The sequence below is a fragment of the Geobacter sp. genome (genome assembly GCA_009684525.1).
Lineage (GTDB): Bacteria > Desulfobacterota > Desulfuromonadia > Geobacterales > DSM-12255 > Geoanaerobacter.
Genome location: WKKR01000002.1, coordinates 829,282 through 853,880 on the forward strand (window position 1 = coordinate 829,282; position 24,599 = coordinate 853,880).

The 24,599-nt window shown below is 64.8% G+C and carries 7 protein-coding genes; all 7 read left to right on the forward strand.

The genetic code is table 11. The features are described 5' to 3' along the window. The first annotated feature begins 2 nt into the window (after positions 1-2). On the forward strand, positions 3-698 hold the full coding sequence (locus GJT30_09905; GenBank protein ID MSM39918.1) for a response regulator: 696 nt from the start codon (positions 3-5) through the stop codon (positions 696-698). A 484-nt stretch (positions 699-1,182) separates the two neighbouring features. Then, positions 1,183-5,571 carry a CxxxxCH/CxxCH domain-containing protein gene (locus GJT30_09910; protein ID MSM39919.1) on the forward strand — a complete coding sequence of 1,463 codons (4,389 nt, stop codon included), beginning with the start codon at positions 1,183-1,185 and terminating at the stop codon, positions 5,569-5,571. 56 nt (positions 5,572-5,627) lie between these two features. Then, a complete protein-coding gene (locus tag GJT30_09915; GenBank protein ID MSM39920.1) occupies positions 5,628-16,547 on the forward strand; it encodes a hypothetical protein in 10,920 nt (3,639 codons plus the stop codon). A gap of 263 nt (positions 16,548-16,810) precedes the next feature. Then, positions 16,811-18,766: a HAMP domain-containing protein gene (locus GJT30_09920; GenBank protein ID MSM39921.1), complete on the forward strand. Its 1,956-nt coding sequence runs from the start codon at positions 16,811-16,813 to the stop codon at positions 18,764-18,766. A 26-nt stretch (positions 18,767-18,792) separates the two neighbouring features. After that, positions 18,793-20,484: a thiol reductant ABC exporter subunit CydD gene (gene cydD, locus GJT30_09925; protein MSM39922.1), complete on the forward strand. Its 1,692-nt coding sequence runs from the start codon at positions 18,793-18,795 to the stop codon at positions 20,482-20,484. Further along, positions 20,481-22,127, forward strand: a complete 1,647-nt coding sequence (gene cydC, locus GJT30_09930; GenBank protein MSM39923.1) for a thiol reductant ABC exporter subunit CydC — start codon at positions 20,481-20,483, stop codon at positions 22,125-22,127. Before cydD ends, cydC begins: the two co-directional genes overlap by 4 nt. Positions 22,128-22,289: 162 nt before the next feature. Further along, entirely contained in the window at positions 22,290-24,524 is a 2,235-nt protein-coding gene (locus GJT30_09935; GenBank protein MSM39924.1) for an AAA family ATPase, read from the forward strand. Positions 24,525-24,599 lie beyond the last annotated feature (75 nt).

Below are 24,599 nucleotides of genomic sequence, written 5' to 3' on the forward strand. Positions count from 1 at the left end.
CCATGCAGGGAACCATTCTGATCGTGGAAGACGAGGAAAAACTGGCAACGGTCCTGTCGGATTACCTGCGGCAGGCGGGATTCAGAACACACAGCATCTCGGACGGTTCTTCCGTGGTTGTCTGGGTGCGCGAACAGAAGCCGGACCTGATCCTCCTCGATCTGATGCTGCCCGGAACCGATGGCCTGGAGGTCTGCAAGGGTATCCGGTCATTCTCCTCGGTGCCGGTCATCATGACCACGGCCAGGGTCGAGGAGATCGACCGGCTGCTCGGTCTGGAGCTGGGGGCCGACGACTACATCTGCAAGCCGTTCAGCCCCCGCGAGGTCGTGGCGCGGGTCAAGGCGGTCATGCGCCGGACCGGTGGCGGCACGACGATCCGGGCCGAGGGGTTGACCCTGGACGAGAGCCGCTACCAGGCAATCCTGAACGGCCGGGACCTGGAGCTGACCGCAGTGGAGTTCAAGCTCCTGCAGTTTCTCGTTGCCAACCCCGGTCGGATCTTCGGTCGCCAGCAGCTCATGGACCGGATCTACCACGACGAGCGGGTAGTGGCCGACCGTACCATCGACAGCCATATCAAGAAACTGCGCAAAAAGATCGCCATCGCCAGCCCCGAGACCGAGCTGATCTGCTCCGTTTACGGGGTCGGCTATAAATTCGAGCCGGTTGCGGCAGACCGGACCGAGGCGCACTGAACCCCTGTCCGCACTGCTGCTGCCGGACACCCGGCCGCTTTGCCGTCATCCCGCTCAGCCCGCTTCGTGACCGCCTGCGAAGCGGGTGGATGCTCTCTTTTCGTTTCCCTTTCCGCATGCCCTTTCTGTAGCCCTCACAACAACCCGCAGTTTTCCTGTCCCCGCCGGTCCATCCCCTGCGCGCAAGCCCTTTGTGTGACGGGCATATCCTGGTATCCGTCGAAATCCGCACGAAAATTTAATAAAAACTCTAATATTAAAAGGAATATATGTTGCAATATGCACATGCGATCAACTTTCTCCTCTTTTCATGAGAGGAGTGCCTTCAGGGTTGCTTGAGGGATGTTGCGCTATCTGAAGATCTGGCCAGCAGGCTGCCGGTGCCGGTTTCGCGCACAGGTGCGGCTTGTTTCACCATGCGTATCGACAAGGAGTGGTAATGAGCATGCGTGTACGGGATAAGAGTAGGCTGCTGCAAGGATTCATGGGGTTTTTGCTGGTTGTGTCCCTCTGCTGCGTACCGGGAATAGCGCAGGCGGAAATCCAGTGTTTTGACTGCCATGGAACACGGAACACGGTCGATTCGCGACCCGTTGATGCCCCGACCCGCGACATCTGGACCGGCGGATTTCAGGGGAATCACCGCAGCCATATGCCTTCCGGCAACAGTCCGTCCGGCTGCGAGCCGTGCCACCCCGGCAGCTCGGGATATACGTCAAATCACCGGGATGGCAAGATCCAGCTCGCCTCCAATATCAACGCTTCTCCCCATGCCGGCCGGTATGGTTCCTACTCCACGCCGCTTCCCCAGTCCCCTGTCCCAACCTTGAGCAGTTGTGCAAGCGTGAACTGCCACTTCGAGTCTCCATCCCCTACCTGGGGAAGTGCGCCCCTTGCTGGAAGCGACTGCTCCACCTGCCATGCATCCCCTCCCGACAGCGACCGCCACGGGAGAAAGCATGGCCAGTATTACGGCACGGGCACTGCCAGTTGCAACAAGTGCCACCCCGACCATACGGCTGAGGCTTCTCCACAGGGGCATGCCCTCGAAGCCGGCAAGCGCGGCCTGGATGTCCGTTTCACCACCGCCCCCAACACCTTTGGCACATACTCGGGGAACGTGGCCTATCCGAACTTCCTGCCGAGCCGGAACCCGACGCGCGACGGTGTCTGCTCCAATCTCTACTGCCACAGCAACGGCGCCGGCGGCGGCCCCATGGTTGCCCCCCGCTGGTCCGGACCGGCTTCCCGCTGCTACTTCTGCCACAAGGGAAAGACCAGCGACAATACCCCGCTCGACTGCGCCTCCATCGGCGGCACCTGGGATGCGTCGGCCGGGGTCTGCACCCCGTTCATCAACATGACTTCCAACGGCCATGCGCGGCTGGTGGGGGCGCAGTGGGTCAGGAAATATCCCTGCACCTACTGCCACAACGCGACGGTCGCCGCGGTGACCGATTCCTACGGCAAGATCGTTGCCGACGGCGAGGTGGTCAAGGCGAAGCACGTCAACGGCACGCGCGAGGTGGTGATGGCGCCCCAGTGGAGCATCGTGGGGCGGCCCGCACCCTCCTACGATCCGGCGACCAAGGTCTGCGACAATGTCTACTGCCACAGCGACGGCACCACCGACCCCGACCTGGTCAAGCCGTTTGCCTGGACCGAGCGGAAGACCGACTGCAACTCCTGCCACGGCCACCCCAGCGGCAGCTGCTCCAATGTTGGCTGCCACGACGGCAGGACCGATACCAACGGCAACATCTGGACCGTGAAGACGGCCTGGCCGTCAGGGCAGGAATGGAAGGCCTCGATCCCCATGTTCCCGAACCAGGGTCCGGGAACGGCACGGGCGAACTCCCATGCCCGCCATACGGAAACGAACTTTACCTGCGATCACTGCCATGCTGCCACCGTGCTCAACGGCATCTGCACCGACTGCCATACCGAGGGGATTCCGCCCGGCCAGATGAGCGAGGTAGCCCATATCAATGCAGCCTACCACGTGAACAAGACCAAGGATGTGGTTTTCAAGGATGGCGGGTCGTACGACGCCGTGACCAAGACCTGCCGGAACACCGTCTGCCATACTGCCGGCAACGACCCGATCTGGGGGGGGTCGGTGAACAGCCAGGTGGTCTGCCTTTCCTGCCATGCCAGCACCAGCTCCGAAGTGGACAGCTTCTCCATCTTTGCCGGCACCAAGGCGACCATCAATCTCACCGAATGGGTGACCACCGGACATGGCCGGCCGACGTCGGCAGGTCCCTATCCTGCCAGCGGCAACCCGGCGGCGAATTTCCCCGGCAACCCCTGCTGGTACTGCCACGACAACAACGTCTTCCACAATGACGCCACCAATCCGTTCCGCCTGCGCAAGCACACCCAGTTCGCCAACCGCTTCGAGAAGGAATGCGTCTACTGCCACATGAGCGGTGAGGATGCCGAATGTCTCGGCTGCCACAATGCCACGGAGTCTCTTGCACCCCAGCTCGCGGATGCAACCGTGCTCGCCATGCATGGCGGCACCAACTACCAGTCGGGCTGCATGGCTCCATCCTGCCATGATACCGATGCCCGCCTGCACAAGTCCGGGGCCGGGTTCTGGACGAGCGCGCAGAAGGATGACGTCAGGAACCAGTACATCATGATGGGGGTCTGTCTGAAGTGCCACGACGAGGACAGCGGCAACAAGTGCACCAGCTGCCACACGCCGCCGGAAAACAACCCCTACAAATACACGGTCGGTTTCGATCCGGGGACCGGCTTCATCAAACCGCAGAAGGCAAAGGCCTCGTCGGTGCACTTCGGCTACAAGCACTACCGGGAGTACCAGGGGAACGGGATCTGGAAGGGGGGCAAGTTCTGCTGGGACTGCCACGACCCCCATGGCGACAGCAACATCTTCATGGTCCAGGCCCAGGTGGCCACCTCCACCGACGGCACCATCGGTATCCCCCAGTCGCGTGCCGCGGTCGTCTTCACCCGGAAGCAGAGCGGGCTCGATTACGTCAAGATGACCGCACCCTACAACGGCATCTGCAACGTCTGCCATGCGGCAGGGAGCCAGCACTACCGCGCCGACGGCGGTGACGGCCACAACTCCAGCAGGGTCTGCACCGGCTGCCACGAGCACCGTTTCTCGGACAGCCATGCTGACAACCAACCCTGCAACACCTGCCACCAGAACAAGCCGGTGCCGCGCCACTCGGTGTTCGGCCTGCCGCGCGACTGCACCAAGTGCCATACCGGCACCCTGGGCAAACGGACCGACGTCATGGGGCAGTTTGCCGGCACTTCCCACCACATCCAGGGGGCGACGGTGACCAACAGGCAGTGCTACACCTGTCACTGGGAATCGACCGCCGATGGGCTGATCGATGTCACCCATCACCAGGGGTATAACTACCGGAACTATTCGACGGTGAAGAACGCGCCGGTCGACCTGGTGGTCTGGGGACCGGGCACCCGGCCGACCGTGTACCGCCCCTATTCCACGGCCATCTCCTTCCTGGCGGCCAATGTCAGCTTCGGCATCGTTTCCACCGAGCGGAAGGAAGTGGCAAAGATCACCCCGCACTGTCTGAGCTGCCATAGCGACCAGAACAACAACACCCAGCCGTTCGGCGACTGCAAGACCCCCCGCCAGTACGCCTGGGACAAGCAGAGTATCGCGGCCCGCTATTCCCAGCAGGGGACCACCCCCTGGGGCAAATACCCGACCAACGGCAAGAGTGCCGTGGTCAAGGCGCTGTCGGCCCATGGCAATGCCGTTGCCAACCAGGGCGGATTCAGTACCACCACCGGTATCGATTCGACGATCCCGAACACCCGCGCCGGTTCCTCCAACGTCGCCTGCTTCGACTGCCACAACTCCCACGGCACCCGGGTGGTCGGCACCACATCGAGCTATGCGACCTTCAACGGCACCAAGAACGGCGGCAACCTGAAGGAGACCCAGGCGGGCAAAGGCGGCTATGCCATGTCCTACATGGCCACGGCCAATCTGACCAGCGGGAGCGTCAACCCGTACAACGCCGGCGCGGGCCAGTGCTTCGACTGTCACATGACCCAGTCGAGCGGCAGTACGCCATGGGGATACCAGTCCACCTTCGGTGCCACCGCTCCCATCAAGGGGTACATGGATTCCCTCCGCTTCGGCCAGGCCACGGCACCCTTCATGGATCGCTATCCCTACAAGGTGATGCCGATCAAGGGTGGGCACCTGCATGTCTCGTCGCCGCTGGAGAAAAGCCCGGAGCGGGCCATCGACGGCCTCTGCACCCCGTGCCACGACCCCCACGGCGTGAGCCCGACCATGGGGAGCAGGCAGGCCTACGGCGTGCCGCTCCTGAAGGGGACCTGGATGACCTCCCCCTACCAGGAGGACGCCTCTCAGACCGTTACCTCCAACTACCAGGGGGTTCCGCCGACACCGTATGTCTTTACCGACCAGCGGACCTTTGGCGGCGGCCGCATCAGCCAGGACGACGCCACCTTTGCCGGCCTCTGCCTCCGCTGCCACCTGAAGCAGAACCTGACGGACGGGACCAACAAGAACCAGGCCTGGAAGAGCATCGACCGGGTGCACGAATCGGTCAAAGGGTGGGGCGCCAACACCGAACACTCCTATCCATGCTCCAAGTGCCATACCTCCCACAACACCGGACTGCCGCGGCTCATGGTGACCAACTGTCTCGATCCCAAGCATCGCGGCAGGGTTGCGTCGGGCGGTACGCCGGGCTGGGGCTCGGGCGACGGCATTGAAGGCCCAGGCAGCGGCAGCTTCCCGCGGGGTGAAGGGCAGGCGGGCGTGAACTGCCATCCGGCAGGGGCATGGCCCGACAACTCATGGAACAAGGTGACGCCGTGGTAGCCGACATGAGAAAGCGCACAGCAGAGAGTTTCCCGAAGATATGCGGAGGGGTTCAGATGACGTGTCATTTCCATCCAGACGGCGTGCAGCGCCAGGCCAGAACAGCAGACCAGCTTCTGAGGCTCTGCCGGAATTCCCTGCTGGCGTTGCTGCTCCTGTTGCCCTGCATCGCCTTTGGTGCCGGTGGGGACATTATCTGGGAACATGGCGATTACCAGGCCGGGAAACAGGAAGCGAGGGCTTCCGTGGTCGACGGCAACGGCAACATCGTCATTGCCGGCTACCAGAACCTGGCCAATAGCACCAACGACGACTTCCTGACGGTCAAGATGGCCGGCGACGGCAGCGGCGTTCTCTGGCGGGCGCTCTACGACAAGGCGGGCGGCGCCGACCAGGCAACCGCCGTCGCGGTCGATTCGGACAACAACGTCATCGTCACTGGCTATGCCTGGAACGGCGTCAACAACGACATCCGGACCATCAAGTACGACGGCGCCACCGGCGCGGTCCTCTGGCAGCACAGCTTCAACGGGGCGGCAAACGGACAGGACATCAGCACGTCGATTGCGGTGGATGCCCTCGACAACGTCTACGTAGGGGGCTACACCCAGAACGCTTCCGGCTCCGAGGATTACCTCATCCTCAAATACGGGCCGGCCGGCCCCAATCCCGACGGGACGCCCCTCTGGCAGGCCACCTACCGCGGCACCGCGCCCGGCGCCAACAAGGTGGCATCCATCGCCGCCGGCGGCAATGGCGTGGCAGTGACCGGCCAGTCGTGGAACGGCGCCGCCTTCGACATCCTGACCCTGAAATACGACTTTGGCGGCACCAAGCTCTGGGAGCAGCGCTACACGGTCGGCGGGACCAGGCCGAGTGTCGGCAAGTACGTGAAGATGGACAGCGCCGGCAACGTGGTCGTCACCGGCTATGCGGCGAATGAGCTCGACCTGGACATCCATACGGCCAAGTATGCCGGCGATACCGGCAACCCCCTCTGGCAGCGGACTTACAACGGCGCCTTCGACGACGAGCCGAGCGGGCTCTATGTGGATGGGCAGGGCTCGGTCTACATTACTGGCTATACCTGGACCCTGACCGGGCGCAACGATTTCGTTACGGCTCGCTACAACGGGAGTACCGGGAGCGTTGCCTGGGAAAAGGTCTTTGACTCCGGCAATGGCGGCGACGACATCACCACCCCCACCGGCATCATCGTCGACCCGGCCGGCGATGTCTTTGTCACCGGCTACAAGGTCCTGGACGGCAACTACGATTTCATGACCATCAAGTACAAGAAGGACAACGGCAACCTGCTCTGGAGCAGCAGTTTCAACGGCACGGCCGACGCCAACGACCGCCCGGTGGGGATCGGCCTTTCCCCGGCCGGGCTTTCCCCGCTTGGCGAGGTCCTGGTGGGGGGCTGGTCTGACAGTGGCACCACCGGTCTCGACTATTATGCCATCAAGTACGATCCGGGCCTGCTCGACCCGCCGACCATGCTGACCGCCCAGACCGTCTCCTCCACCTCGATCCGGCTCGACTGGACCGTCAACTCCACCAACGAGGACGGCTTTGCCATCGAGCGCTGCGCCGGCATCGACTGTACGGCCTTTACTCAGGTCGCCACCGTCGGTGCCGGGATCGCCACCCATACCGACAGCGGCCTGGTCCAGGACGTCTACTATTACTACCGGGTCAAGGCCTACAATGCCGCCGACGGCAGTTCCCACTACAGCAACGTGGCTCAGTCGGTCACCACCTTTGTCACCTTTGCCCCGCCGGCCTGGACCCATCTTTTCAACAGTGCCGCCAACAGCGACGATTACGCCACGGCCATTGCCGTGGGGGGGGACAACAATCCGGTCGTCACCGGTTATAGCAATGCCTTTGCGCCGGGGTACACCTCCGGCACGCTCTCCTTCGACTACTATACGGTCAAACTGAACCGGCTTGACAAGGCGCTGCTCTGGTCGGCCCAATACGACGATCCGACCAATGCCTCGGACATTGCCAACTGCATCGCTGCGGATGCGACCAATGCGGTGACGGTGTCGGGCTATGCGACGCTCTACAACGGCCATAGCGGCGATGTCAATTCGCTTTTCACCATCAAGTACCCTGCCGGCGGGCCGCCCGCCATGGCCAGCGACCAGTACAACGGTCCCGTGGCTTCCGGCGCCACCGATGACCGTGCCGTGGCCATTGCCAGCGCCACCGATGCCTCCGGCAACACCGCCGTGGTCGGTTACGGCAAGAACGCCGACGGCAACGACGACATCTACCTGCTCAAGTACCGCGCTGACGGCACCAGGGCCTGGGCAGCCACCCCCTTTGCCGGCCCCGGCGGCGGGGACGACATCCCGGCGGCGGTCGCCTTTGCCCAGGATGGCAGCATCTACGTTACCGGCTACAGCGAGAAGGCGCCGGGAAGCGCCACCTACAATCTGTTCACCGCGCGCTACAACGGCACGAGCGGGGCGATCGTCTGGAGCGATATCTACAGCGTGACCGCCACGGGCGACAACAAGGGAAAAGGGCTCCTGGTCGACCCGTCAGGGGATATCTACGTTGCCGCTTCCGTGACCAATGTTGCCGGCAACCGTGACATCTACACCATCAAGTATCGCGGCAACAACGCGATGGCCGAGAAGCTCTGGCAGCGGGCCATCGACGGGGCAGCCCACGGCGACGACGAGGCGGCCGGCATTGCCCTGGACCCGATCGATGCCCGGATCGTCGTGGCCGGCACCTCGCTGACAGTGGCAGGCGACGCGGACATGCACGTCGCACGTTACAGCGCGGCCGGCGACCTCCTTTTGAACAAGGCCTACCTGCGGCCCGGCAGCAGCGAGGAGGCGCGGGCACTTGCCCTCGATTCCAACGGTAACATCTATCTGACCGGCCACACGGACACCGGCGGTTCCACCGACAGCCTGACGGTGAAGTTCGATTTCCAGGGGAACCTGGTCGGCGCCACCCTGTACAACGGGTCTGCCGGCCTGTTCGACGAGACCGGGGCCATTGCGGTCAACTCTCTTGACGAGGCGTTCGTGGCCGGCTACAGCGAAAATGCCGCCGGCAATGCCGACTACCTGGTCTACAAGATCGCTCCCAACACCGCGCTGCCGTCGGTCCCTTCTCCCTTTGCCGCCACGGCAGGGTATGCCACGGCCACCCTCAGCTGGACCGACCGCTCCCTGGTCAAGGCGGGCTACACCATCGAACGGAAACTCGGTGCCTGTTCGGCCGACAATGCCAATCCCTGGGGAGCGCCGGTCACCCTGGGGCCAACGGCAATCTCGTACACCGACAGCGGCCTGACTTCCGGCTCTTCCTACTGCTACCGGATCCAGACCTTCCAGTCCGGCGGTATTGTCTCCCGCTGGAACGAGACGTCTGCCACGACCCTGACCCCGACGGCGCCGGCATCGCCGAGCACGACGGTGATCAACACGACCCAGGTCAATCTTGCCTGGGGCGACACGACCACGGGCGAGGCCGGTTTCAGGGTCGAGCGTTGCGGCGGCGCGGGCTGCAGCGATTTCGCCCCGGTGGCAACCACCGCCGCCAATGCCGTGACCTATGCGGACACGTCAGCCTGCACCGGCAGCATATTCAGCTACCGTGTCTTTGCCTTCGGCGACGGCTGGGAGTCCCCCTCTTCGACGGTGGTCGTTGCCGCCGCAACCCCGGCGCCGAAGCAGCCGACAGCGCTGTCGGCAACCCGCACCTCCGAGGCCCAGATCGCCCTTTCCTGGGGTGATACCAATACCGACGAGACCGCCTTCAAGGTGGAGCGCTGCAGCGGCGCCGGCTGCTCCGATTTTGCCGAGATCGCCTCACTTTCGCCCAACACCTATGCCTACAGCGATACCTCTCTGCTGCCCGACACCTCCTATAGCTACCGGATCAAGGTGGTCAAGAGCTCTTCGTGCGGCTGGGAGATGACCAGTGCCACGGCAACGGCGGTCACCACACTGCTCGGCCCCGCATCACCGACGGTCGTTGCCGCCAGTACCACCCAGGCAAACTTCTACTGGGCAGACCGGACGGCAACGGAGACCGGCTTCGAGGTCGAGCGTTGCCAGGGCATCGACTGCAGCGGCTTTGTGCAAGTGACCACCCGCGGGGCGGGAACGACCAGCTATTCCGACACCACCGTCTGCGCCGGCAGCACTTACAGCTACCAGGTGCGGGCGGTGAATGGCACGGTCCCCTGGTTCAGCGCCTTCACCAACCCGGTGACGATCACCCTGCCTGCCCCGGTCGACCCGGTATTGACGGCCACCACGTATTCCGAGGTGGGGATCAGGCTGACATGGACCGACGTGGGGAGCGACGAAAGCGGTTACCGCATCGAGCGTTGCACCGGCACCGGCTGTATCAACCTGGCCGTCATCGGCACACTCGGGGCCAATACCCTGGCCTATACGGACCTGAACCTCACCGCCGGCACCAGCTATACCTACCGTGTCACCGGCTTCAAGACCGCCACCTGCAGCTGGAGCCGGCCGAGTAATCTTGCCACCGCGGTGACCGCCATCTCCGGCCCGACCAACCTGACTGCCAAGGGGGTGAATACCACCCGGATCGACCTGGCATGGACCGACACCACTGCCAGCGAGACCGGCTTCGCTGTGGAGCGCTGCTCGGGTAGCGCGTGCAGCGATTTCACCCAGATCGCCGTTGCAGCGGCCGGTAGTGTTGCTTATCTCGACATGTCGGTCTGCAGCGGCCAGGTCTATTCCTATCGGGTCCGTGCCGTGAACACGTCGGTGCCGTGGCAGAGCGACTACAGCCTCACGGCGGTCGGCGTGACACCGCTGCCCACCAACTTCCTGGCCGATGCCAGCTTCGAAAACCCCACGACTTCCTGGACCGTTGCCGTCGGCACCACTACTGGCACCAGCTTCGATGCGATCGTTGCCTCTGAAGGCGTCAAAAGCCTCAAACTTGCGGCGACCGGGACCCTTCTCGGTCGCGCCCAGAGTCTCGCTGTGGTGGCGGGGCGGCAGTACCGCCTCTCCGGTTACCTCAATACCGCCCTGACTGCCGGGGCTGCCCAGTGCGACGTACTCGGCAGTGGTCTCGATTCCGCCGGGATCAGGATTGCCGTCGGCAGTGCCAATAACAACGCCGGCTGGGTAGCGCTGAGCGAGCTCGTCACCATCCCGACGGGGGTCAGCACGGTGTCGGTCAGGTGCTTTGCCGACAGCGGCTCCCAGGGAACGGCATACATCGATGCCCTGAAGTTCGAGACCGAAACATTCTCCCTGACGGCGACGCGCGCCTCAGAGACGCAGGTAAACCTGGCCTGGTCCGATATCTCCAACGACGAAAACGGCTATGCCATCGAGCGCTGTGCGGGTGCCGACTGCACCGATTTCACCTCGTTGGTGACGGTCGGTAGCAACGTCGTCAGTTACTCCAACACCGGCCTGTCACCGAACACCCTCTATCGCTATCAGGTCAGGGCCTACAAGACCGCCGGTTGCGGCTGGTATACCGCCTATACTCCTGTCGCCGAGGCGACGACTACGATACTCGGGCCGACCGGCCTGACGGCTACCCCGGCCAATACCACCCAGGTGAATCTGGCCTGGACCGACCGGACCGCTTCGGAGACTGCTTTCTCCATCGAACGCTGCAGCGGCAGCAGCTGCACCGATTTTGCCGTCGTCGCCACCACCGCTGTCAATGCCGTTTCCTGGTCTGATACGGCAGTCTACAGCGGTACCTCCTATCGCTACCGGCTGCGGGCCGTCAAGGCCACGGTACCCACCTGGACGTCCGATTACAGCAGCGAAGTCCCAGTCACCACCCCGACCCCGGCAGCTCCGGTATTGACGGCGACCGCGATTTCCGAAACGCGGGTCAACCTCTCCTGGACCGATCCGACGAGCGACGAGTCGAATTACAAGGTCGACCGCTGCACCGGCAGCGGCTGCACCACCTTTGCCTTGATCACGACCCTGGGCGCCAGTGTCACCAGCTACCAGGACAGCGGCCTGGCAGCCAATACCACCTACACCTACCAGGTGCGGGGGAGCAAGTCCGGCACCTATGGCTGGACCACAACCAGCAACGCTGCGCCAGCCGTCACGGTTCCCCTGGTGCCGACCGGCCTCGGGGCAACCTCAGCCAACACCACCCAGCTGAACCTGACCTGGACCAACCGGACCACCACGGAAACGGGTGTCCGGGTCGAACGGTGCCAGGGGAGCGGCTGCTCCGATTTCGCCCTGCTGGCCACCACCGGCCCGGCCACTGCGAGCTATGCCGATACGGCGGTCTGCAGCCAGCTTCCCTATACCTACCGGGTGCAGGCGGTCAATGCCACGATTCCGTGGAGCAGCCTCTATAGCAGCACCGCAACAGCGACCCCGCCGGCTCCGGCACTGCCGTACGGCCTGACCGTGCAGCGCAGCTCCGAGGTTCAGCTCAACCTCGCCTGGACGGACACCAACAGCGATGAAACCGGGTTCAAGATCGAGCGCTGCCTCGGCGCCGGCTGTACCGATTTCGTCCAGGTGGCGGTGACCGCCACCAACCTTACCAGCTATGCCGACAGCGGCCTTGCGCCCAACAGCCATTACCGCTACCGGGTCCGCACCTACAAGACCGCCTCCTGCGGCTGGGACAGCGGCTATACCGCCATTGCCGAAAACGACACCACGGTTGCGGCTCCCGGTTCGCTACAGGCGACCCCGCTCAATTCCACCCATATCAGCCTTACCTGGCTGGATACCGTTGCATCCGAGACCGGTTTCCGGATCGAACGCTGCACCGGTGCCGGCTGCGCTGACTTTGCCGAGATCGCCACGTCGGCAGCCAACAGCACGACGTGGACCGATGCGACCGTAGTCAGCGCCACCGCCTACCAGTACCGGATCAGGGCGACGAACGGCACGCTCGGTTGGGATTCTCCCTACAGCGCCGTCGTATCCGCGACAACCCCATCCCAGGGTGCGCCCTCCAATCTTTCGGCAACCGCCACGACCACCGAGGCCCTGCTCGGCTGGGCCGACAACACCGTCGACGAAACCGGCTTCAAGATCGAGCGCTGCCTGGGGAGCGGCTGCAGCGACTTTGCCCAGATAGCCGTGGCCGCTGCCAACGCGGTCGGTTACCGCGATGCCACGGCATGCAACGGCGTGACTTACCGCTACCGGGTCAGGGCGACCAGCACGGTGGTGCCGTACGATACCCCCTACAGCGGCGAGGTGGAGGTCACGACGCTTACCCCCGCGACTCCGTCCCTCACTGCCAGCGAGGTGTCGGAAGGGAGAATCGACCTGGCCTGGAACGACCCGACCAGCGACGAAACCGGTTTCGCCATCGAGCGCTGCGCCGGTTCCGGCTGCAGCTCCTTTGTCACCATCGCACTCCTGGCTGCGGGCAGCACCAGTTATGCCGATGCAGGCGTGGTAGCGGGCAACAGCTATTCCTATCGGGTACGGGATTACAAGACCGCAACCTGCGGCTGGGAGACCCTGAGCGAGGTTGCCGGCGCAGCAACGAGCATCGCCGCGCCGACCGGCCTGACGGCTGTGCCGTTCAACACCACCCAGGTGAACCTTGCCTGGAGCGATACCAACACGAGCAAGACCGGTTTCCGCATCGAGCGGTGCACCGGTGCTGCCTGCACCGACTTCCGCGAGATAGCCGTTACTGCGACGACCGCCACCAGCTATGCCGATACCGCTGTCGCAGCCGGCACCGCCTATTCTTACCGGGTCAGGACGACGAGAACCGTCCCCTATGCCTGGGATTCGCCCTACAGCGGGGTGGCTTCAGCAACTACCCCGGCACCCCAGGCACCGACGGCCCTGACGGCATCGCCCTCCTCCACCTCCCAGATCAACCTGGTCTGGAGCGACACGACAGGCGACGAGACGGGTTTCGCCATTGAAAGCTGCAGCGGCAGCGGGTGCGCCAGCTTTGCCGAGGTCGCGCGGGTGGCGGCGGGGATAACCACCTTTGCCCGGACCGGTCTTGCACCGGCAACCACCTACTGTTTCAGGGTCCGCAGCTACAAGACCACCACGAATTCATGGCTGAGCGGCTACAGCAACACGGCCTGCTCCTATACGGTCATGGAGTCCCCCACGGCGCTCGCAGCTACCCCCATCAACTCCGTCTCCATCCGCCTCAACTGGAACGGCACCGGCGGGGAAGACGGGTACGCCATCGAGGGGCAGCTCTGGAACGGCGACTGGGCGCCACTGGCGAGCGTCGGTGCCGGGGTGACCTCGTTCATCGACACCACCGGCATCGATCCGCAGAGCAGCTATGCCTACCGCCTGCGGGCCTACCGTGGCGCCTCCTATTCCACCTACAGCAACCAGGCCTCGGTGACGACGCCGGCCTACCTCTCCGGCGACATGACCTGCGCCGTCGGGCCGAGCGATGCGCCGGTGATCTCCTCCACCCCGCCCGTCACTGCAACCGAGGGGAGCGCATACAGCTATGCCGTCATCGCCACCGCCACCGGCGGCGGGAGCCTGACCTACAGCCTTGCCTCCAAGCCGTCCGGCATGACCATCTCCGCTGGCGGGCTGGTCGGCTGGACCCCTGATTTCAACCAGGGCGGCTCCTGGAACGTGACCGTCCGGGTAACCGACACAGCCGCACGGAGCACCGACCAGAGCTTCGTCGTCACCGTCGGCAACCTGAACCGCCCGCCGGTCATCACCTCCGGCGCGGTCACAACGGTTACGGCCGGACAGCTCTACAGCTACCAGATCGTTGCCACCGACCCGGATGGCGACAGCCTGTCCTATGCCCTTACCACGGCGCCCGCCGGGATGGTGGTCTCTCCGTCCGGACTGGTGACCTGGACCCCTGTCGATCCGGCCGCTGCGGTGCCGGTTACGGTCAGCGTCAGCGACGGGGCAGCCGCAACGCCCCAGAACTATACCATCAACGTCGGCCAGGGCCATGCCCCGACCATCACCTCTACAGCCGTCACCGCTGCCAAGAGCGGGATACCCTACAGTTACGCCCTGGCCGTGAACAATCCCGACGGTTATCCGCTCACCTACAGCCTCGACGCGGCACCGGCCGGGATGGCCATCTCGGGGAGCGGGGTCATCTCCTGGATCCCTGCGGCCTCCCAGGTCGGCGGGAATTCCGTCACGGCCAGGGTGAGCGACGGCGTGCGGCAGGGCACCCAGACCTTCACGGTGATTGTGGCGGAGAACCACGAACTCTTCTTCGTCTCGACACCGGTCGTCTCGGCGTGGGAGGAACTCGCTTACGCCTATCCGGCCGTGGCGGTGGACCCGGCAGGCGGCGTCCCCGCCTATGCCCTCACTACCGCCCCCACGGGCATGACCATCTCTGCCATGGGGACCATCAACTGGACCCCGACGTCGAGCCAGCTCGGCAGCCATCCGGTGACGGTGTCCGCCAGCATGGCGGGCAGCAGCGTGACCCAGAGCTTCACGGTAACGGTGCAGCCATTCCTGCCGTCTCCCGTTATCACGCCGCTCGGCAGTTACGATGGCGGCTGCAGTGATACCTACCTCACGCTCTCCTGGAGCATGGTGACTGCGCCCAACGGCCATGCGGTGGAGTATGCGGTGGAACTCGACGGCGTGCAGAAACCGTGGCAGAGCGGCACGACCTTCTCCTTCTGGTCCGGGGCCTGGAGCTCCCACACCTGGCGGGTGAAGGCCCGTGATGCGGTGACCACGACCAAGGAGTCGGCCTGGTCCGCTTCCAACACCTTCAGTGACACCAACGACCCGTACAGCTGCTATGCCAGCAGCTGCCCGCTGGTCTTTGCCTTCGACGGCGGCAGCTACAGCTATGTCACCGACCTCCAGGGGCCGATCATCGGGTTGCCGCCGTCGAACATCAAGAAGGACACCAACCTCTACCAGCCGGCCTACGCCAGCCTCGACCGGCTCGTTGCGGACAGTGACGGCATGTATCGGGTCAAGCTTCGCGAATCGTTGCCGGAGATCGCCTTTGTCGACGAGGCGAAGCTCCTGGTGGCGGATTACCCGGAAGGATACGGGATCGTCACTTCCGGCGCGGAGAACACCTATAACTACGGCTATGCCAATCCGTTCAGGGTCTACACCATCAAGGACCCGATCGTGCCGGTTGCGGCAACCGACCAGAACGGTGTCGACGTGCTCCCCGCGGTGGCAGCACTGGACAACAACCCCGCCTCCATCGACCTGAACGGGCTGAATTACTACACCCTGGATTTCGGCACCATCCAGCGCCCCGGGAGCGCCAAGCTGCTGATCGACGGCTGGTCGGTCTACAGCGTCAAGAAATACACCTCGGCGGTCACCATCCAGCCTTACGTGGAACTGGTGGACCAGAACGGGAACTGGGTGAAGGTCACCTCCATGGGGACCATAGCGGGCGACTTGAAGACCATGGTGGTGGACCTCTCCGGGCTCTTCTTAAGCTCCGACCACCGGATCAGGGTCCACCTGGGGATCCGCAAGGGCTCCCGCTGGGTCGTGGACCGGTTCAGGCTCGACGACTCGGCGCCCGTCGCCATCAACCTGCAGGAGATCGCGGCGGTCTCCGGCAACCTGCTGATGGGAGGGGCGGCGATACAGACCATGGGGACGCTGCACAGCAGGATCATTGCCAGTGACGTGAATCTGCCGGTCCTGGAGTCGGGCCTTGCCTTCGGCAGTTTCACCCGGTACGGCGAAGTGGGCGACCTCTTGACGACGCGGGACGACAAGTTCGTCATCATGCGCCATGGCGACCGGATCGACCTGGCGTTCCCGTCGCCCGGCGCGCCGCAGCCGGGCCAGGTCAGGGGGTTGGTGTTCAAGTCCGACATGTGGTACAAGACCCTGACCACCTCCAATCAGGTCGAGCCGCTGCCGTTCCACGGCATGAGCGATTATCCGCCGCCGTCTCCCGAGGCGTACCCGACGGATGCCGACCACGAGCAGTACCTCATTGACTACAATACCCGCGAATTCCTGCCATAAGGGGCTTGCCCAGGAGAGGTGACAAAGGGTCCGGCGACTGCCGGGCCCTTTGTCACGGGTTCTGAAGAAAGGCATGCTGATCATGCCGGCCTGACGGATCGGGAACTGTTGCGGTTCGCCATGCACCTGTTTGCGTACAACACCTGCCAGATACAAATGGCATGGTATACTGATCTGCATCCGACCGTTGTCGGTTTGTTATTTTATCGGGCTGGGGGCGTTGAAGAGATGGGTTTCACTCCTGATTATTTCCGGGCATCCCCATGAAGATCGGCTGCCTCCTTGGCAGGTCGATACGGATGCAACTGCAGGTCATGGTGTTGATCGTCCTGGTTGCCGTCACGGCAATCATCGTCTCCACCGGCATGAAGATACGTACCGATGCCGTCAAGGATGCGGAAAACATCGCCCTCGACCTGGCCTGCTATGAAGCGCTCTCCCTGGAGCGGTTCGTCGAGGGGACCCACAGCATGCTGGTCACGCTGGCCGAGACCCCCCAGGTGCAGGCACGGGATGTGGCAGCCTGCAATCGCCTGTTTGCCAATATCCTCAAGAAGAATCCCGCCTACAACAGCCTGCAGGCCGCATTACCCGACGGTAGCCTCTTCTCTTCCGCCATTCCGCTCCCGGGTCGGGTCTCCATCACCGACCGCAAGTATTATCGCGATGCCTTGAGCTATGGCGATTTCAGCGTTGGCGAATATATCATCGGCCGGACGGCAAAAAAGCCGATGTTGAATTTCGCCTTTCCCGTCCTTTCTCCCGAGCGTCACCCCATTGCCATTCTGCAGGCCGGCTGCAATCTGGAACAGTTCTCCTCGCTGCTGCAATTGCACATGATGCGGGAGGATGCGCGGCTGATCGTGACCGATCACCGGGGAACCGTGCTGTTTCGTTCGGGCATGGGGAGTGGCCCGATCGGTACACCGGACGACCGGGGGCCGTATATGAAGATGGTCGGGGCCGCTACCGACGAGGGGGTCTTCTACGAGGATGCAGCAGACGGGGGGAGGAAGCTCCACGCATACAAACGGCTGCGCCTCTCCCTGACAACCCGCCCCTATTTCTTCGTCAGGGTCGAGATCCCCGAAGAGCGGATCGTGGCCGGGGCCAACCACCTGCTTCTCAGGAACCTGCTGCTGCTGGTCGGCATCGGCATCTTCAGCCTGTTTTTTGCTGGCCTGATCGTACGGCGGATCACCGGCACCCTGCAGCGGCTGGTGGAGAGCAGCAGGCAGCTGGCGGTCGGCACCTATGACATATCGCTCCCTTCCTCGGATTACCGGGAGGTCGAGCAGTTGAACGAAAACTTCGCCGCCATGGTCCAGGCTGTCGAGGTGCGGGAGCAGCAGTTGGAGGAGCAATACGAGGAGCTGGCGGCGACCGAGGAGGAGCTCCGCCAGCAGGTGGAGGCATTCCTGTTGTCCCAGGAGCAGCTGCTGGAGGAGAAGGACAAGGTCCGCAACCTCAACCAGGATCTGGAGCTGCGGGTGGCGGAGCGCACCTCCCAGCTGGAGCGGCTCAACCGGGAACTGGAGGCGTTCAGCTATTCGGTTTCCCACGACCTGCGCACCCCGCTGCGCCATATGTCCGGCTTCAGCAGGATCGTGCTCGAAGACTACCGGGAGAGGCTGGATACTGCCGGGGTTGAGCACCTCTGCCGGATCGTCGTGGCGAGCGAGCGGATGGAGCGGCTGATCGACGACCTGCTGGAGCTGTCGCGGGTCGTAAGATCCGAGATGCGTTTCATGGATGTGGATCTCGGCAGTTGCGCCAGGACCGTTTTTGCCACCCTCCGCGAAACAGAGCCTGAGCGGCGGGTCGACTTTTCCGCACAGGAGGGGCTGATCGCCTGCGGCGATCCGGTGCTGCTCAACCTGGTAATGGAGAACCTGCTTGCCAATGCCTGGAAATATACCTCCAAGACTGAGCACGCCGTCATCCGGGTGGGGAAAACGGAGATCGACGGACGGTCGGCATTCTTTGTCAGCGACAATGGCGCCGGATTTGACATGCAGTATGCCGACAGGCTGTTCGGCGCGTTCCAGCGGCTCCATGGCAGCGAGTTCGAAGGGACCGGCATCGGCCTTGCCACGGTGCAGCGGATAGTCCACCGCCACGGCGGCGAGGTCTGGGCAGAAGGGGAAACCGGCAAGGGCGCGGTCTTCTCGTTCAGCATTGCCTCCATGCCCCGGCAGGATAGCTCGTGCCGCTCCTGAGCCGCGGCGACCGGCCGGATTCTCCCCTGCAGCCCGAGCGATGGCTGCTCGACGAGACCTTGGCCCTGCGGGGAGAACTGGTCCGGATCGTTTGTGCGGCCGTCGTGGCCGGGGTGCTGATCGTCGTCCAGGCGCGGCTGTTGGCCGAGGCCTGTCACAGGCTGGTGATCGACCGGGCGCAGCTTCCGGCGATCGTTCCCCTAACCGCTGTCGTGGCGCTTCTGGCAGTGGGCCGCGCAATCCTGGCCTTCTTTGTGGAGCGCCGCTCCACGGCGGTTGCCGGCAGGGTGAAGGAGCAGGTGCGGAGCAGGCTCTTTCGCCGGCTCCAGCTCCTGGGGCCTGCCGGGCTCGCCGGTGAAGAGACCGGTCCGCTGGTGGAAGCGGTCACTGCCGGAGTGGAAGGGCTGGAGCCCTACATCGCCCGCTTCCTCCCCCAGGCTGTCCTGGCTGCCCTCCTTCCTCCCATTACCCTGCTGGCGGTGATGCCTGCCGAATGGCGCGGCGGGCTGGTCCTCCTCTTTTCCGCCCCCTTCATCCCTCTGCTCATGGTGCTCATCGGCCGCGGCTCGGAAAGCCTCAACCGTCGCCAGTGGGGGATACTGTCCCGGATGTCCGGGCACCTGCTGGACCTGGTGCAGGGTCTTCCCGACCTGCGGCTCTTCGGCGCGGTCCGGCGTGAGGCAGAGGCGGTGGCCCGGGTTTCGGCCGCGTATCGCCAGGGGACCATGGCGGTGCTGCGCGTCGCCTTTCTCTCCGCCTTTACCCTGGAGTTCTTCGCCACGGTCGGCACGGCCGTGGTGGCGGTGATCATCGGCTTCCGCCTGCTGGGGGGGGGGCTCTCCCTTGTCGACGGCCTGTTCGTCCTGCTGCTCGCCCCCGAGTTCTACCTGCCGCTGCGGAACCTCGGCCTCTCCTACCATGCCCGCATGCAGGGGGTGGCTGCGGCCGAGCGGATCGCGCCGCTTCTGACCATCCCCCCGGCTGCGACCGAGGGAGGGGTACGGACCCTGTTGCCGGGCGCGCCGACGGTCCGCTTCGAAGGGGTGACCTTCCGCTACCAAGGGGAGCGGGGCGGGGTGTCGGAGATCGACCTGGAGCTCCCGGCCGGCAGCCTGACCGCCCTGGTGGGTGAGAGCGGTACCGGCAAGACCACCCTGGTCCGCCTCCTTACCGGCCTGGCCAGGCCCGAAGCCGGCAGGGTCACGGTGAACGGCATCGACCTGGCCGAGTGCGATCCTGCTGCCTGGCGGGCCATGCTGGCTTTGGTGCCGCAGCAGTCGTTCTTCTGCACCGGGTCGATCCGGGAGAATATCCTTCTGGGCCGGCCGGATGCGGACGATGCGGCCATCGGGCGCGCCCTGGCCGCTGCCTCGGCCGCGAATTTCGTGCAACGCCTGCCTGCCGGCCTGGATACCCTGCTGGGGGACCGCGGCGCCGGTCTGTCCGGCGGGGAGCTGCGCCGGCTAGCCCTGGCCCGTGCCTTTTTGCGCGATGCCTCGCTGGTGATCCTGGACGAACCGACCGCCGGGCTCGATCGCGAAAACGAGCGGCTGGTGGGGGAGGCGCTGGAGCGGCTGGCCAGGGGGCGGACGGTCCTCGTCATCAGCCACCGCGAAGAGACCATCCGCCGGGCCGGACGTGTCGCAGTGCTTGCCGGCGGCCGACTGGAGCAGCTCACCACGCCGGCTGAATTCCTGGCAGAAGTGGGGGGCGCATGAGGGAGCTCCTGCGCATCCTCGCGGTTGCCCGACGCCAGTGGTGGTGGATGGTGGCCGGCATCCTGCTCGGGGTGCTGGTCATTATCGCCAATACCCTCCTGATGGCGGTTTCCGGCTGGTTCATCGCCTCCATGGCGGTTGCCGGGGCGAGCGGTGTGCCGTTCAACTATTTCTTCCCCTCCGCTGCCATCCGCGGCCTGGCCATTGTCCGGACCGTCGGCCGCTATGCCGAGCGGCTGGTAACCCACGAGGCAGGCTTCAGGGTGCTGGCCGACCTGCGGGTCTGGCTGTTCCGGCGGCTGGTCCCCCAGGCCCCGGCCGGGCTGGAACGGTACGCCGGCGGGGACGTGGCCGGCAGGCTGCGCGCCGACGTGGATGCCCTGGAGTCCCTCTACCTGCGCATCCTGGCTCCGCTGGCGGTCGGCGGCCTCTCGATCCTCGGGGCGGTGCTGTTCGCCTCTTTCTGGAGCCCGGCAGTGGCGGGCGTCCTGCTGGTCTTTCTCCTTCTGGCCGGTCTGCTGCTCCCCCTCTGGGGCAGGCATCTCGCTGCCGCACCCGGCGCGGAGTCGGCAGAGCTGGCCGGCGAACTCCGCAGTGCAGTGACCGAGGGGCTTTTGGGGGCGGAGGAGCTGATCCTGCTCGGTGCCGCAGAGCTGCAGGCGCAAAGGGTCGACGATCTCTCCGCGCGGCTCGTTGCCACGCAGGACCGGCTGGGGGCAATCGCCGGCCTGATCCAGGCGGGAAGCATCGCCTGCGCCGGGTCCGGCGTTGCCGCGGTCCTGTTGGCCGGGGGAGCGGCGGTGAGCCAGGGAGGGCTGCCCGGCCCGTCGCTGGTCATGCTGCTCCTGTTCGCGGCTGCCGCCTTCGAGGCTGCCGGTCCGCTCGCGGTTGCGCTGCAGTCGATCCCGGCTGCAGCCCAGTCTGCCCGGCGGATCAGGGCGCTGGCCGATGCCCCGGAGCCGGTTCCCGATCCCGCGATCCCCTCTCCCCTGCCGTCCGGCACCGGCATTGTCTTTCACGACGTGGGCTGCGCCTACGACCCGGCCCTGCCGGTGCTGCAGCGGTTCAGCCTGGGGGTCGGGGAGGGGGAGCGGGTAGCGCTGACCGGCCCGAGCGGCATCGGCAAGAGCACGGTCGCCGAGGTGCTGCTCCGCTTCCGTGCCTATACCGGCAGCATCGCTGTCGGCGGGGTCGAGATCAGCGACATGGCGAGCGACGATCTGCGCAGCCTGATCGCCGCGGTCCCCCAGCGGCCCCACCTCTTCAACGGCACCATCCGGGAGAACATCCTGCTGGGCAATCCCGCAGCAGATGCGGAGACGCTCAGGACAGCGGTCGCGGATGCCGGCCTGGCTGACTGGATTGCCGGGCTCCCCCAGGGGCTGGAGACCCCGGTGGGTGAGGGGGGGAGCGCCGTGTCGGGTGGTGAGGCGCAGCGGATAGCCCTGGCCCGGGCGCTTCTGAAGGATGCGCCGATTCTGCTCCTGGACGAGCCGACCGAGGGGCTGGATGCCGCTACCGAGCGCTTGGTCGTGGCGCGGCTCGCTGACCGGACCAGGGGGAAGACCGTGCTGGTCATCACCCACCGGCCCGCCTGCCTGGCTTTGGCCGACCGGGTAGTCCTCCTTTCCCCTTGTTCGTAGGTTTCCGCCCCTCTGCTCATTCCTGCGCCCCACGGGCCGTTTCCTGCCACTTCCAGACCCTGAAACACGTTGCCTTTGGCTGCGGGCGTGTAGTAGAGTGCCCTCTTGAGCCCGGATATCCCTCCCCGTTTTCCACACCTCTTTTCTGACAAGGCCATGACGATGACTCTGAAATATCTCAATCCACCCCAGCGCGAAGCGGTCCTCCATGGCGAGGGGCCGCTCCTCATCCTCGCCGGCGCCGGTTCGGGCAAGACCCGCGTCATTGTCCACCGGATCGTCCACCTGATCCGCGAGCGGGGCGTCCTCCCCTGGCAGATCCTGGCGGTCACCTTCACCAACAAGGCAGCCGGCGAGATGCGCGACCGGGTGGAAAAGTCGCTTGGTCCGGGGGAACTGCCGCTCATCTCCACCTTCCACTCCACCTGCGCCCGCATCCTGCGCCGCGAGATTCACCATCTCGGCTATGACAGCACTTTTGCCATCTATGACGACGGCGACAGCGAGAAGATCCTCAAGGAGATCATCGCCGGGCTGAACCTGGACGAAAAGCGCTTTACCCCCCGTTCCCTGGCTGCTGCCATCGACGATTGCAAGAACAACGGCAGGTTTCCCGCCGATATCCCCGCCGACTTCAGCCATGCGGTCCTTGCCAGGGTCTACACGGCCTACCAGGAGCGGCTGAAAAAGTGCAACGCCCTCGATTTCGGCGACCTGCTGCTGTTGACGGTGCAGCTGTTCGAGCAGGAGCCGGCGGTGCTGGAGCGCTACCGCGACCGCTGGCGCTGGCTGCTGGTGGACGAATACCAGGACACCAACGCCATCCAGTACCGGCTGGTGCAGCTTCTGGCCGGGGAGCGGCGCAACCTGTGCGTTGTCGGCGACGACGACCAGTCCATCTACCGCTGGCGCGGGGCCGACATCCGCAACATCCTCGATTTCGAGAAGGACTTTCCCGGTGTCACGGTGGTGAAGCTGGAGCAGAACTACCGCTCCACCCGGACCATCCTCGGCGCTGCCGGTGCCGTGGTGGCCAAGAACCGGGGCCGCAAGGCCAAGACCCTCTGGACGGACAACCTGGAAGGGGAGCCGATCGTCTACCGCCGCCTGGAGAGCGAGCGGGAGGAGGCACGTTTCGTCTGCCGCGAGATCGCGCGTCATCAGCGGCAGGGGACCCTGCTCGACGAGGTGGCGGTCTTTTACCGGACCAATGCCCAGTCGCGGCCGGTTGAAGACGCCCTGGTCGCCGACGGGATACCGTACCGCATGGTCGGCGGGACCCGATTCTACGAGCGGATGGAGGTGAAGGATATCCTCGCCTACCTGAAGCTGCTGGTCAATCCGGCCGACGAGGTGGCGCTGAGAAGGGTGATCAATACCCCGCCACGGGGGATCGGTCACGCCACCATGGAGAAGGTGGCGGAGGTGGCGGCCACGACGGGGATCACCCTGTTCCAGGCGGTGTGCAGGGCAAGCGAAGGAGGGATGCTGGCAGCAGGCCCGCGGGGGAAGCTCGCCGGGTTCGTCGCCCTGGTGGACGGCTTTGTCGCCCTGCTCGATGCGCTCTCCCTGGAAGAGCTGACCGCCAGGATCATCCGGGAGACCGGTTACGAGGCCAGGCTGAAGGAGGAGCGGAGCGACGAGGCGAGCGACCGCCTCGCGAACCTGCAGGAATTGCTGGCTGCCATGGCCGAGTTCGAGCAGGGTGCCGACGAGAAGGGGGTTGCCCCCTTCCTGGAGCAGGTGGCGCTTATCTCCGACCTGGAGCGGGGGGAGAAGGGGCGCGACTGCGTGACCCTGATGACCCTCCATGCGGCCAAGGGGCTGGAGTTCCCCCTGGTCTTCATGGTCGGCATGGAGGAGCGGCTCTTTCCCCATGTCCGCTCCCTGGACGACCCCGACCAGATGGAGGAGGAGCGGCGGCTCTGCTATGTCGGCATGACCCGGGCCATGCGCCGTCTCTACCTCACCAATGCCCGCCGCCGGCGGGTCTTTGGCCAGGACCAGATGAACCCGCCGTCCCGGTTCATCGGCGACGTTCCCCGCGAACTCCTCGACCTGGAGGACGAAGCCCCGAGGGAATGGGGGACTCCGGACCAGGGCCGGGCATGGAACGCCTTGCCAACGGGGAGCAGCAGGGAAGAGAGTCCCGGTCACAACCTGGGAGCGGTGTTTGACCGGATGGAGGAGGATGCGGGTCCGCCGGAGGTGGAGGTGGTCCCCGACGAGCCGAGCGAGGTCGTGCTGGGGATGAAGGTGCGTCACGTCAAGTTCGGCGTCGGCACCATCCGCCGCATCGAGGGGATTGGCAACGAGCAGAAGGTGATCGTCTGGTTCAACTCCGTGGGGCCCAAGAAACTGCTGGTCAGGTTCGCCGGCCTGGAACGGGTCCTGTAGTTCGCCCGCGTTAAATTTCTTTACACGCACAAATATGTGTAAAATTTATTTACACCCATCCGATAAGTTGAATAT